We start from the raw sequence: 12,536 nt of genomic DNA on the forward strand, positions 1-12,536 counted from the left end.
CCCGTTTTTTGCCCCAGCGCGATGATCCCCATCATCTGCCGGTCCTTGGTAAGACTCTATTGGTTGCGGCCTTAGCTCGCCTTTTTGCCCTCGTCCACTGGGTAGAAGGTGTAGCTGAGGGTGATTTCCTGAATGTCGCGCGCGTCGGGATCGTCCTTGATCTTGGGATCGACGAAGAACAGCACCGGCATGCGGATCTGTTCGCCCGGCTTCAGCGTCTGCTGGGTGAAGCAGAAGCACTGGATCTTGGTAAAATATTTCCCCGCCTGGTCGGGCGTCACGTTGAAGGTCGCGGTGCCGGTGATCGGGTGCGGCGAATTATTCTGCGCGATGAAGATCGCCATGTCGCGCGCGCCGATGCTGACCGTATCGGTGGGATGTTCGGGATAGAATTTCCACGGCAGCTTGGGCGATACATTGGCATCGAAGCGCACCGAGACGGTGTCGCTCAGCACCTTCGGCGTCTCGGCCGCGGCGACCGGGTCGTAACGCTGCGTCGTGCCGCCAAAGCCGGTGACGCGGCAGAAAAGATTGTAGAGCGGCACCGCCGCGAAACCCAGCCCGACCATCGCTGCCGCGAGCAAGGCCGCGAGCGCCGCGGTGCGGCTATTTTTCCGGCGTGTCGCTTCGTCCGTCATGTCGGCACCACCATGCGCGCCATCGTAATGAAGAAAAAGAGGAAAGCGAGCCCGCCGAGGATCCAGCCCATCAGGTTGGCGCGCACGCGCTGGCGGCGGCGATATTCGGCTTCGTCGAACGGCTGTTGCGGATTTTCGTCGGTCATAGCGGCAACCAGTGATCGGCGACCACCGCGCCGAAGAGGATGAAGAGATAGGCGATGGAAAAGGCGAAGAGGCGCTTTTCGGGCTGCATCCGGTCGTCCGCGCCCGCACTGCGCAAGCCGACCTGCGCCGACAGCAGCACGAACAGCGCCGACAGGATCGTCGCGGTCCAGCCATAGAGCGCGCCCGTGTAGCCGAGCGGCCACGGCGCGATCGCCGCCGCTGCCATCACGATGGCATAGAACAGAATCTGGCGGCGCGTCGCGCGCTCGCCTGCGACCACCGGCATCATCGGAATTCCCGCTGCGGCATAGTCCGAGCGCACGAACAGCGCGAGCGCCCAGAAATGCGGCGGGGTCCAGAGGAAGATCAGCAGGAACAGCGCGATCGGCAGTGGTGCGACGCTGCCCGTCGCCGCGACCCAGCCGATCAGCGGCGGGAATGCCCCCGCCGCGCCGCCAATCACGATATTCTGCGGCGTCCGCGGCTTGAGCCACATGGTGTAGATGAAGACGTAGAATAGGATCGAGACGGTCAGCAGTACCGCCGCCTGCCAATTGGCGGCGAACAGCATGAGGAAGACCGAAAAGGCAGCGAGTCCGACGCCAAACTGCAACGCCGTCTGGCGGTCGAGACGACCGGCGGGCAGCGGGCGGTTCGCCGTCCGCTTCATTTTCGCGTCGATCGTCGCTTCATACCATTGGTTGAGCGCCCCCGATGCGCCTGCCCCGAGCGCGATCGCGAGGATCGACGAAAAGGCAAGCACCGGATGAACGCTGCCCGGCGCCGCGAGCAAACCGCACAGCGCGGTAAAGACGACGAGCGACATCACGCGCGGCTTGGTCAGCGCGAACAGGTCGCGCCAATCTGCGGGAAGCGACATCTCGCCGTGGGTCAGGCTCTGCGCCATGCTAACTCCAGGCCGGAAAGCGGGGCGCCCCCTGCCAAGGCTCTTAGCAGGGGGCGCAGCGCAATCAGGCGATACGCGGCAGTTCGTTGAACTGGTGGAACGGCGGCGGGCTCGACAGCGTCCATTCCAGCGTCGTCGCACCTTCGCCCCACGGGTTGTCGGCGGCCTTCTTGCCCGCGAACAGCGACCAGGCGATGTTCACGAAGAAGAAGATCATGCCCACGGCCATGATCACATAGCCGAACGACGAGATATAGTGCCAATAGGCGAAGGCTTCCGCATAGTCGGGATAGCGGCGCGGCATGCCCTGCTGGCCCAGGAAGTGCTGGGGGAAGAACAGGACGTTCACGCCGATGAAGAAGATCCAGAAGTGCAACTGTCCGAGGAACTCGTTGTACATCCGGCCCGACATCTTCGGGAACCAGTAATAGAAGCCCGCGAACAGCGAGAAGACCGCGCCGAGCGACAACACATAGTGGAAGTGCGCGACGACATAATAGGTGTCGTGCAGGTTGGTGTCGACGCCGCCATTGGCGAGCACGACGCCGGTCACGCCGCCCACGGTGAACATGAAGATGAAGCCGATCGCCCAGACCATCGGGGTCTTGAAGCTGATCGAACCGCCCCACATCGTCGCGATCCACGAAAAGATCTTGATGCCGGTCGGGACCGCGATGACCATCGTCGCGGCGGTGAAGTACATCTTCAGGTTCACGCTCATGCCGACGGTGAACATGTGGTGCGCCCACACGATGAAGCCGACGACACCGATCGCGACCATGGCGTAGGCCATGCCAAGATAGCCGAACACCGGCTTGCGGCTGAAGGTCGAGATGATCTGGCTGACGATGCCGAAGCCCGGCAGGATCATAATGTATACTTCGGGGTGGCCGAAGAACCAGAAGAGGTGCTGATAGAGCAGCGGATCGCCGCCGCCCGTGGCGTCATAGAAGGTGGTGCCGAAGTTACGGTCGGTCAGCAGCATGGTGATCGCGGCGGCGAGGACCGGAAGCGCGAGCAACAGCAGGAAGGCGGTGACGAGCACCGACCAGACGAACAGCGGCATCTTGTGCAGGGTCATGCCCGGTGCACGCATGTTGAAGATCGTGGTGATGAAGTTGATCGCACCGAGGATCGATGCCGCACCCGCAAGGTGGAGCGAGAAGATCGCCATGTCGACCGCCGGGCCGACCGACCCGCTGGTCGACAGCGGGGCATAGACGGTCCAGCCGGTGCCGGCGCCGAGGCCGCTGCCGCCGGGAACGAACATCGAGCCGCACAGCATGACGAACGCAACCGCCGTCAGCCAGAAGGACACGTTGTTCATGCGCGGGAAGGCCATGTCCGGCGCACCGATCATCAATGGCACGAACCAGTTGCCGAAGCCGCCGATCATCGCGGGCATGACCATGAAGAAGACCATGATCAGGCCGTGCGCGGTGATCATGACGTTCCAGAAATGCTTGCCCGCGGTCGCGTCCGCCGCGCCGCCGAGCATATGCGCCCAGCCCGGAAGATACTGGATGCCGGGTTCGGCGAGTTCGAGACGCATCATCCCCGAAAGCGCACCGCCGACGATGCCGGCGATGATCGCGAAGATCAGGTAGAGCGTGCCGATGTCCTTGTGGTTCGTCGACATGAACCAGCGGACAAAGAAGCTGGGCGTGTCATGGTCGTGGTCGTGCGCGTGGTCGTGGCCATGCGCCGGTGCAGTCGCTGCGATATCGGTCATCTGTCAGACCCCCTGATTAATTCTTGGCGGCCGGTGCGGCGGCGGGCGCCGCAGCCGGAGCCGCTGTGGTCGTGTCGGCGGCGGGGACAGTCGTCGCCGGAATCGGGCCGGTCGGGGCCGGAGCGGCGGCAGCGGGCGCTGCCGCAGCGGCGACCTGGGCGCCGTCGGGATTGCCGCCCTTCGAGCGGACCCACGCCTTCCACTTGTCCATCGGCAGCGCTTCGACCGCGATCGGCATGAAGCCGTGGTCAACACCGCACAGTTCCGAACACTGGCCGTAATAGACGCCGGGCTTGTCGACGGTGAACGTCGTTTCGTTGGCGCGGCCCGGAACCGCGTCCATCTTGGTCCACAGCGCGGGAACCGCGAAGCTGTGGATCACGTCCGCGCCGGTGATGATCAGCTTCACCTGCTTGCCGACGGGGACGACCATGCGATTGTCCACCGCGAGGTGATAAGGCTCGCCGGCGGCGACGGCCTTGTCCTCGGGCAGCATCTTCGAGACATATTCGCCGATACCCTGGTCGGGATAGGCATAGCCCCAATACCATTGATAGCCGGTGACCTTGATCGTCAGCGCATCCTTCTTCGGCGGCTCATATTGCGCCGCGAGCAGACGGATCGACGGAACCGCGATCACCGCAAGGATCAGGACCGGGATCGCGGTCCAGATGATTTCTATGAACGTGTTGTGCGTCGTCTTTGACGGCACCGGATTGGCCGACGCGCGGTAGCGCACGACGACCCACAGCAGCAGTCCGAGCACCAGCAGCGAGATGAAGGTGATGACGGGCAGCAGCATATAATGGTTGAACCAGTAAGCGCGCTTGCCGATCGGGCTTTCCTGTTCCTGGAAGTTCCATCCGCCCTCGACCGGCTGACCGATGCCTGCGGTCGGCTTCATCGGCACATAGGTCGCATCGCCGGCCGGTACCGCAGCCTTGTCGCCGGCGGGAGCCGCCGCATCGCTGGTCGCCGCGGCCGGAGTCGCGTTCGTCGTCGCGGCCGGCGCCGCAGCGGGAGCTGCCGCCGGGGCCTGCGCCTGCACCGCGCCCACGGTGCCGAGCGACAAAGCCGCCGCAATTACAAGGGTTTTCAAGCTCTTCATAAGGATAGTGCCGCCCGTTGCCTGTTGCTGTTCTCGATCCCCCAACCTCTCCGTCTCGGCAGCCGGGCGCAGGCCCGGACAGCCCGCGAACAGGCTGAAACTCGCCGGGGCTATAGACCCGCTTGCCGCTTGCCTCAAGCATCTCTAACACTATTTTGCAGCACGATAATCTTCGTGCCCGAAACCCGCTCATCCGACGCGGGCGACTTGATGGACAAAAGACCGAACCTCCCATGACCGACGACGAAATTCTGGCCGAGTTCCGTGCCGCAGACGCGCTGCTGCAGGGGCATTTCCTGCTCTCTTCGGGGCGCCACAGCGAATATTATCTGCAATGCGCACGGGTGTTGATGGACACCGAACGCGCCGGACGGCTGGCGATCGCCCTCGCCGCCAAGCTGCCGCGCGACCTGCGCGCGGCGATCGACATGGTCGTTTCGCCCGCAATGGGCGGCGTCATCATCGGCCATGAAATGGGCCGCGCGCTCGGCAAGCCCGCGATCTTCGTCGAACGGCCGACCGGCACCTTCGAATTGCGCCGCGGCTTCGCGATCCCGGCCGGCGCCAAAATCCTGATGGTCGAAGATGTCGTAACCACCGGCCTGTCGTCGCGCGAAGCGATGGAGGCGGTCCGTGCTGCGGGTGGCGACGTGATCGCCGAAGCCGCCCTCGTCGATCGTTCGGCGGGCAGCGTCGACCTCGGCGTTCCCTTCTACCCGCTCGTCGCGATCAATTTTCCGACCTATGCCGAAGACGAACTGCCGCCCGAACTCGCTGCGACTCCCGCAGTGAAGCCGGGGAGCCGCGCGAATTGAGCGCGTCCTCCCCTCGGCGGCTACGCCTGGGCGTCAACATCGACCATGTCGCGACGATCCGCAACGCGCGCGGCGGCGACCATCCCGATCCGGTGCGCGCGGCCGAAATCGTCGCGTCGGTCGGCGGCGACGGCATCACCGCGCATCTGCGCGAAGACCGCCGCCACATCCGCGATGACGACCTCGCCCGCATCCAGGCCGCGACCGACCTGCCGCTCAACCTCGAAATGGCGGCGACCGACGAGATGCTGGCGATTGCGCTGCGCCATGCGCCGCACGCCGCCTGCATCGTACCCGAAAAGCGCGAGGAGCGCACGACCGAGGGCGGGCTCGACGCCGCCGGCCAGCACAACCATCTTGCCCCGATCGTGGCGCGCCTGTCCGACGCGGGAATCCGCGTCAGCCTGTTCATCGAACCCGACGCGCGCCAGATCGAGGCGGCGATGCGGCTGAAGGCCCCCGTCGTCGAATTCCACACCGGCCGCTATGCGCATGTGGAGGGCGAGGAACGCGCCGCCGAACTCCGCCGCCTCGCCGACGCCGCCGCACTGGCGTGGAAGAACGGGATCGAGCCGCACGCCGGCCATGGCCTGACTTATGACAATGTCATCCCTGTCGCTGCCATCCCGCAACTCGCCGAGCTCAACATCGGCCATTATCTGATCGGCGAGGCTATCTTCACCGGGCTCGAAACCGCGGTGCGCCGCATGCGCGACCTGATGGACGAGGCGCGCGGATGAAGAATTTCGTCAATGCGAGCGAAGCGAAGCAATCTCCAGCCCTCCGCCTTGCGCGAGGCCGATGGCTGGAGATTGCGGCGTCGCCTTCGGCTCCACGCAATGACGGCCTTTTGGGGTCGTCATGATCATCGGCCTGGGCTCCGATCTCTGCAGCATCGAACGCATTCAGGCTTCGCTCGACCGTTTCGGCGAGCGTTTCGAACTGCGCGTTTTCACCGAAGTCGAGCGGGCCAAGGCGGCCCGGCGGCCCTTCACCCGCGCCGGCACCTATGCGAAGCGCTTCGCCGCTAAGGAGGCTTTCTCCAAGGCCGTCGGCACCGGCTTCAAACGCGGCGTGTTCATGAAGGACATCGGCGTCGTCAATGCCCCTTCGGGCGCACCGACACTGGCCCTCACCGGCGGCGCCGCCGAGCGGCTCGCCGCGATGCTGCCCGACGGCCATAGCGCGCGCATCCACCTCACGCTCACCGATGACCATCCTTGGGCGCAGGCCTTCGTAATCATCGAAGCCATCAAGGATTGACCATGGCAAAGAACAAGACGGCAAAGACCAAGGCCGCGGACGAAGGCAGCATGCTCAAACTGCTGCGCGACATCGTCGTGATCCTGATCCTGGTGCTCGGCATCCATAGCTGCGTTGCCAAGCCCTTTTACATCCCGTCCGATTCGATGATGCCGATCCTGCGCAACGGCGACCGGCTGATCGTCAGCAAATATCCCTATGGCTGGTCCTACGCCTCGGTCAGCTTTCACCTCGCACCCAAGAAGCCGGGGCGCTGGTTCGGCAAGCTGCCCGAACGCGGCGACATCGTCGTGCTCGAACATCCCGTGACGCGCGTCGATTATATCAAGCGCGTCATCGGCCTGCCCGGCGACACGATCGAACTGCGTGGCGGCGCGCTGATCATCAACGGCAAGCCGATCAAGCGCGAGGTGCAGCCGATGCTGTCGGTGCCTGTCGATGCCAATATGCCGGGTTCGGACAGCAGCCTCGGCCGCTTCGTCACCCGCGACGCGGCCGGCAAGGCGGTGCTCGAATTGCCGATCGTGCGCGAGACGCTGCCCGGCGGAGCGACCTTCGACACGATCGACATGGGGCCGGGCTATCTGACCGACGATTACGGGCCGATCACGGTGCCCGCCGACCACCTGTTCCTGATGGGCGACAATCGCGACGGCAGCGCCGACAGCCGCGTGCCGGTCGACCGCAAGGGGCTTGGCGGCCCGGTGCCTTTCGACGCGATTGCCGGCCGGGCCGAGATCATCAGCTTTTCGACCGATGGTACCGCCGAATGGTATAATCCGCTGAGCTGGTTCGAGGCGCTGCGCCCCGGCCGCGCCGGAACCAATCTCCGGCCGGAGCGTCAGGCCAGCAAGAACTGAGGCGCAACAGCGGGGAAGCGAAGCGATGGCCGACAAGGAAACGCGGATCGAAGCCCCCGGCCCGACCGAGATCCGCAGCCAGCTCGTTCGTACCGAACTGCTCAAGGCCGGCGTGTGGCTCGGCGTCGCGCTGCTCGTCGGCGTCTGCGTCATTCTGATCCAGCCCATTCTGCTGATCTTTGCCGGTATCGTGATGGCGGCGATGCTCGATGGCGGCACCCGCCTCCTTGGCCGCGTGCTGCCGATAGGACGCGGCTGGCGCCTGCTGATCATCTGCCTGTCGCTCGTCGCATTTCTTGCCTGGACCGCGATGTTCGCAGGCTCGCAGATCGCCGATCAGGCGGCGACACTGCAAAAGGTGATCATGAGCCAGGTCGAGCGCGCCGCCAATTGGGCGAGCGAGCATGGCATGGGCACGATCGACATCGACACCAAGACGATCACCGAGAATCTCGCAGGCACCGTCGGGCGCGTTACCGCAGCGGTCGGGTCGGTGCTCGGCGCACTCACCAGCCTCGTCATGGTCGTCGTACTCGGCATCTTCATTGCGATCGAACCGCGACTCTATGAACGCGGCATCGCCTGGCTGCTGCCGATGAAGAACCGCGACGATTTCTACGTGACGACCGCGCGCATGGCCTTCACGCTGCGCCGCCTGATGGCGGGACGGCTGCTCGGCATGGCGGTCGAGGGTGTCGGCACCTGGCTTGCTTGCATGGCGGTGGGGATACCGATGGCGGCGCTCATGGGGCTGCTCACCGGCCTGCTTGCCTTCATCCCCAACATCGGAGCGATCGTGTCGGGGGTGCTGCTCGTCCTCGTGGGCTTTTCGGCGGGCACCGACACCGGCCTGTGGGCGATCGGCATCTATTTCTTCGTGCAGACCGTCGACGGCTATCTCATCGTCCCGATGGTCGCGAAGCAGACCGTCGACCTCGCCCCGGCGCTCGTCCTCGGCGCGCAGATCCTGCTCGGCACCTTGCTCGGTATCATGGGGCTGTTCCTCGCCGACCCGATCGTCGCGATGATCAAGGTCGCACTGGAGCGCGAGGCCGAACGGAACGCGGGCGCCGCCCCCAAGAAAAAGGCGGCGGCGAGCGCCTAGCTCACCGCCGCGTCTTCAAAACGGAAAATCCCGATCAGGGCTGCGGCGCGGCGCCCGACGCTCCGGGTGCGCCGCCGGGGGCGCCCTGCATCATCTGTTGCTGCTGCATCATCTGCTGCATCGCGCGCACTTCGGCTTCGCTGCGGAAGTCGATCAGCTCGATGTCGAAGTGCAAGGTGCTGTTCGCGGGGATCGGCCCGGCGGCGCGGTCGCCATAGCCCAGCGCCGGCGGAATCACGACCTTGTACTTGCCGCCCTTTTTCATGCGGGTCAGCGCATCCGCAAAGCCGGGGACGACCTGCGATACCTGGAGCGGCGCCTGTTCGTTCGAATCGAACACGGTGCCGTCGTCGAGCTTGCCTTCATATTTGATGAGCACGATGTCGGCCTTGGTCGGGCTCGGGCCGCTGCCTTCCTTGACGACCTCGAAGCCGATCCGCGGCGTGTGCGTCAGGGCGAACGCGACGCCGATGCCCAGCAGCGCGATCAGGCCGATCCACAGCAGCCACAGCCCGCCCTTGCTCACCGGGCGCAATGGAACCGTCGTTACGCTCATGCTCTTGTCCTTCCCCTGCCCGTTCGGGCGAAAACATCGGCGAAGCCTATAGGCGGTGCGGTGCGCGAGGGTCCAGCGAGAAGTTGCGCCGCCCCGCTCAGCCGGTTCCATAGAAGCGCGCCAGCCGGTCGAGCGCCAGCGTCAAAACCAGCTTCCCCGATCGCGACGGCCACCCCAGCGCCTTTTCGGCGCCGCCGATCCCCTCGCCCGCACAAATCACGCCCCAGCAGATGTCGGCCAACCCCGACCGACATGCTCCACCGCGGCGTGGAAGCGCCGATGCGCGTCGATGCGCGGCAGCGAGGCATCGGTGGCCCGGGCACCTCCGCGGCTTTTCGACGGCGGCGCGGCGTACCAGCGCATCGTCACCCGTCCCGCCAGCCCTGCCCGCTCATAATCGGTCCGCAGCCGCTCGCGGGCGCGATACTGCGCGTCCGAGACCATCCCGCGCGCCGCGAGCCATGTCAGCGGACTTTCCGCGACACTGACGGTGACATGCCGCATCACCTGCGGCCCCGCCTTGCCGGGATCAACCCGATCGGGATGCAGGGGGTTACGAAATGGCGCGTCGTCATGCGATTCTCCTGCTGGGAGTGCCGGCTTGACATTGGAATATTTTGCAGGAAAGAAAAAACCGATTTGGTTATCGGAGGTTCGTCTTGATCAACAGCATCCGCGCCGTGCGCCGCGCCAAGGGACTCACGCTCGAAGAGGTTGCGCAGCGCTGCGACCCGCCGACGACCGCCCAGACGATCGGGCGCCTCGAAACGGGAACGCGCACCCTGTCGCTCGGCTGGATGAACCGCATCGCCAAGGCGCTCGGCGTCGATGCTGCCGATCTCGTCCAGCTGCCGCAGGATACCCAGCTTGCGATTACCGCGCTGCTCGGCGCCGATGGCGCCCACGCGCCGACGCGCGTCGAACAGGCGCTGACCGCGCGTCCGACCGAGGACATGATCGCGATGCGCGTCACCTCATCGATCGGCGACTATCGCGCGGGCGACGAGATATGGTGCCGCAAGGTCGAGGGCGACTGGACCAGCGCGCTCAACCGCGACCTGCTCGTGCCGCGCCCCGCGGGTCGTTTCATCTTTGCGCGGCTGCTCAACGTCGATCGCGAAAAGCTGCACCTGCTGCCGCTTGGAGCCGGTCAGCGCCAGCAGGTGGTGAGCAACCCGCCATGGGCCGCGGTCGCGGTCCGCCTCATCCGGACGCTTTGATGGCGCGATGAGGCGGACATGAAGCCCCTCCGCATTCTGTCGGTCGCCACGCTCTTTCCAGATGCGGCGCGCCCCAATTTCGGCCTTTTCGTCGAAAAGAGCCTGCTTGCGCTCGCCGCGCAGCCGGGCGTCATGCTGACCATCGTCGCCCCCATCGGCCTTCCGCCCTTCCCGCTTTCGCTTCATCCACGATATCGGGCGCTGCGCCGATTGCCGCAGCGCGAGGCGTGGCGGGGCCTCACCGTCCATCGGCCGCGCTTCACGCTGATTCCGAAATTCGGCGCAGCGCGCAATCCGGCGGCGATCGCGCACGCCGTGCTGCCGATTGCGCAGCAAGGCAGCTTCGACGTCGTCGATGCCCAATTCTTCTATCCCGACGGTCCCGCCGCAATGAATATCGCGGACGCCCTCGGCATTCCCTTTTCGGTAAAGGCACGCGGCGCCGACATCAGCCATTTCGGCCACGATCCGGCGACCCGCCCGCAACTGCTCGCCGCCGCCGAGCGCGCCGGAGGATTGCTTGCCGTGTCGGAGGCGATGCGCGGTGACATGGCGGCGATCGGCATCGATGCGGGCAAGACGATGGTCCACTATACCGGCATCGACACCATGCGCTTTCACCCCGGCGACCGCCCTGCCGCCCGGGCGGCGCTCGGCATGGGGGACGCGCCCGCCATCGCGACCGTCGGCGCGCTGATCCCCCGCAAGGGCCAGGCGCTCGTCATCGAAGCGCTGCCTGCCCTGCCGGGTGTCCATTACTGGCTGGCGGGTGCGGGCGAGGAGGACGCGCGATATCGCGCACTGGCGCAGCGGCTCGGCGTCGCCGACCGGGTTCACCTGATGGGGCCCGTCGCCAACGCCGACTTGCCGCAGCTCTATCGCGCGGTCGATGCCGTGGTGATGCCGTCGGTCAGCGAGGGGCTCGCCAATGCGTGGGTCGAGGCGCTCGCCTGCGGCACCCCGATCGTCATCAGCGATGCCGGCGGCGCGGCCGAACTCGTGACCTCGCCAGCGGCAGGGCAAATCGTCGAGCGCACACCAGCGGCGATCGCCGATGCGGTGCGAACGCTATTGGCGGCGCCCGCCGCGCCGGATGCGGTCGCGGCGAGCCTTGCCGGCCGCTTCGAATGGGACCGCAACGGCCGCGAGCTCGCGGAGCATCTCCGTCGCTGCGCGGGCCGCTGAGCGATCAGACGACCGCGCCGTCGTCGTCCTCTTTGCTGGTCACGCGTTCGGCGCCCTGCGTCGCGGCGCTGGTCCGCGGGACGAAACTGTCGGGACCGACCTTCAGCCACACCAGAATCGGCGCCGACATGTAGATCGACGAATAGGTGCCGACGAAAATGCCGAGCAGCATTGCAGCGGTAAAGCCGAAGATCACGTCCGGCCCGACCCACAGCAGCACCGCGAGCGCGATCAGCATCGTGAAGCTCGTCATCACCGTGCGCGCCAGCGTCTCGTTGATGCTGAGGTCGAGCAGCGGGATGATCTCCATCTTGCGATATTTCTTCAGATTTTCGCGGATGCGGTCATAGACCACGATCGTATCGTTGAGCGAATAGCCGATGATCGTCAGCAGCGCGGCCACGATGTTGAGGTCGAACTGCATCTGCGTCAGCGCGAAGAAACCGAAGGTCAGCATGACGTCGTGGAACAGCGCGAACAGCGCGCCCACCCCGAACTGCCATTCGAAGCGGATCCAGATATAGATCGAAATCGCGATCATCGCGAGCGCGAGACTGAGCACGCCGGTACGCAGCAGCTCGCCCGAAACCTTGCCCGACACCGTTTCGACCGATCCGGTCTTGGCGGTCGGGAAGGCCTTGTGAATGCCGTCAACAAGCTGCTTGCCGGCCCGGTCGGCGGCCGCCTTGTCGCCTTCGGGCAGCGCGGTACGGATCGCCACCGCCTGATCGGACCCGAATTGCTGGATCGTCGCTTCGCCGAGGCCGATGTCGTTAACTTTTTCGCGGATCTCGTCGATTTCGGGCATGGTGCCCGAAAATTCGACGCGCACCGACTGGCCGCCGACGAAATCGACGCCGAGGTTCAGCCCGCGCACCGCGACAAGCGCGATCGATGCGACGATCATCAGGAAGCTGATCCCCATGGCGATGTTGCGCCACTTGAGGAAATGGATGTTGGTGTCTTCGGGGACGAGTTTCAGCAGACGCATGGGATCGGT

The 12,536-nt window shown here is 65.5% G+C and carries 14 protein-coding genes and 1 pseudogene; 7 read left to right on the forward strand and 8 right to left on the reverse strand.

The window, feature by feature from the left end; translation table 11 throughout:
- Window positions 1–71: 71 nt before the first annotated feature.
- From AOA14_RS18225 to coxB, 5 genes are all read right to left on the reverse strand, one after another.
- Complete coding sequence (locus AOA14_RS18225; RefSeq protein WP_062902830.1) at window positions 72–638, reverse strand: cytochrome c oxidase assembly protein; 567 nt, start codon at window positions 636–638, stop codon at window positions 72–74.
- Window positions 635–784 (reverse strand): hypothetical protein, encoded by a 150-nt coding sequence (locus AOA14_RS19950; RefSeq protein WP_162928272.1) that lies wholly within the window; start codon window positions 782–784, stop codon window positions 635–637. Before AOA14_RS19950 ends, AOA14_RS18225 begins: the two co-directional genes overlap by 4 nt.
- On the reverse strand, window positions 781–1,692 hold the full coding sequence (locus AOA14_RS18230; RefSeq protein WP_062902831.1) for a heme o synthase: 912 nt from the start codon (window positions 1,690–1,692) through the stop codon (window positions 781–783). The genes AOA14_RS19950 and AOA14_RS18230 overlap by 4 nt, the downstream gene beginning before the upstream one ends.
- Before the next feature lie 64 nt (window positions 1,693–1,756).
- Entirely contained in the window at window positions 1,757–3,424 is a 1,668-nt protein-coding gene (ctaD, locus tag AOA14_RS18235) for a cytochrome c oxidase subunit I (protein WP_003050220.1), read from the reverse strand.
- Window positions 3,425–3,440: 16 nt separating this feature from the next.
- Window positions 3,441–4,532, reverse strand: a complete 1,092-nt coding sequence (gene coxB, locus AOA14_RS18240; RefSeq protein WP_062902832.1) for a cytochrome c oxidase subunit II — start codon at window positions 4,530–4,532, stop codon at window positions 3,441–3,443.
- A 233-nt stretch (window positions 4,533–4,765) separates the two neighbouring features.
- Between coxB and pyrE the strand changes: the two genes are divergently transcribed.
- The 5 genes from pyrE (at window position 4,766) to AOA14_RS18265 (ending at window position 8,575) form a co-directional block, all read left to right on the forward strand.
- Window positions 4,766–5,347 (forward strand): orotate phosphoribosyltransferase, encoded by a 582-nt coding sequence (pyrE, locus tag AOA14_RS18245; protein WP_062902833.1) that lies wholly within the window; start codon window positions 4,766–4,768, stop codon window positions 5,345–5,347.
- On the forward strand, window positions 5,344–6,087 hold the full coding sequence (locus tag AOA14_RS18250) for a pyridoxine 5'-phosphate synthase (RefSeq protein ID WP_062902834.1): 744 nt from the start codon (window positions 5,344–5,346) through the stop codon (window positions 6,085–6,087). Before pyrE ends, AOA14_RS18250 begins: the two co-directional genes overlap by 4 nt.
- Before the next feature lie 121 nt (window positions 6,088–6,208).
- Window positions 6,209–6,610 carry a holo-ACP synthase gene (acpS, locus tag AOA14_RS18255; RefSeq protein ID WP_003050214.1) on the forward strand — a complete coding sequence of 134 codons (402 nt, stop codon included), beginning with the start codon at window positions 6,209–6,211 and terminating at the stop codon, window positions 6,608–6,610.
- A 2-nt stretch (window positions 6,611–6,612) separates the two neighbouring features.
- Window positions 6,613–7,470 carry a signal peptidase I gene (lepB, locus tag AOA14_RS18260; protein WP_062902835.1) on the forward strand — a complete coding sequence of 286 codons (858 nt, stop codon included), beginning with the start codon at window positions 6,613–6,615 and terminating at the stop codon, window positions 7,468–7,470.
- Between the two features lie 25 nt (window positions 7,471–7,495).
- Complete coding sequence (locus AOA14_RS18265) at window positions 7,496–8,575, forward strand: AI-2E family transporter (protein ID WP_062902836.1); 1,080 nt, start codon at window positions 7,496–7,498, stop codon at window positions 8,573–8,575.
- 34 nt (window positions 8,576–8,609) lie between these two features.
- Here the strand turns inward: AOA14_RS18265 and AOA14_RS18270 are convergent, their stop codons facing one another.
- Both AOA14_RS18270 and AOA14_RS20400 read right to left on the reverse strand, forming a co-directional pair.
- On the reverse strand, window positions 8,610–9,131 hold the full coding sequence (locus tag AOA14_RS18270) for an FKBP-type peptidyl-prolyl cis-trans isomerase (protein WP_062902837.1): 522 nt from the start codon (window positions 9,129–9,131) through the stop codon (window positions 8,610–8,612).
- 97 nt (window positions 9,132–9,228) lie between these two features.
- Window positions 9,229–9,635: pseudogene (locus AOA14_RS20400) on the reverse strand (DUF6456 domain-containing protein).
- Window positions 9,636–9,790: 155 nt separating this feature from the next.
- Here AOA14_RS20400 and AOA14_RS18280 point away from each other — a divergent pair.
- Together AOA14_RS18280 and AOA14_RS18285 are read left to right on the forward strand one after the other, a co-directional pair.
- Window positions 9,791–10,351: a helix-turn-helix domain-containing protein gene (locus tag AOA14_RS18280; protein ID WP_062902838.1), complete on the forward strand. Its 561-nt coding sequence runs from the start codon at window positions 9,791–9,793 to the stop codon at window positions 10,349–10,351.
- A gap of 18 nt (window positions 10,352–10,369) precedes the next feature.
- A complete protein-coding gene (locus AOA14_RS18285; protein WP_062902839.1) occupies window positions 10,370–11,536 on the forward strand; it encodes a glycosyltransferase in 1,167 nt (388 codons plus the stop codon).
- Window positions 11,537–11,540: 4 nt separating this feature from the next.
- On the opposite strand, the gene secF is transcribed toward AOA14_RS18285, so the two are convergent.
- Window positions 11,541–12,527 (reverse strand): protein translocase subunit SecF, encoded by a 987-nt coding sequence (gene secF / locus AOA14_RS18290; RefSeq protein WP_062902840.1) that lies wholly within the window; start codon window positions 12,525–12,527, stop codon window positions 11,541–11,543.
- Window positions 12,528–12,536 lie beyond the last annotated feature (9 nt).

The organism is Sphingopyxis terrae subsp. terrae NBRC 15098 (genome assembly GCF_001610975.1).
Classification (GTDB): Bacteria; Pseudomonadota; Alphaproteobacteria; order Sphingomonadales; family Sphingomonadaceae; genus Sphingopyxis; species Sphingopyxis terrae_A.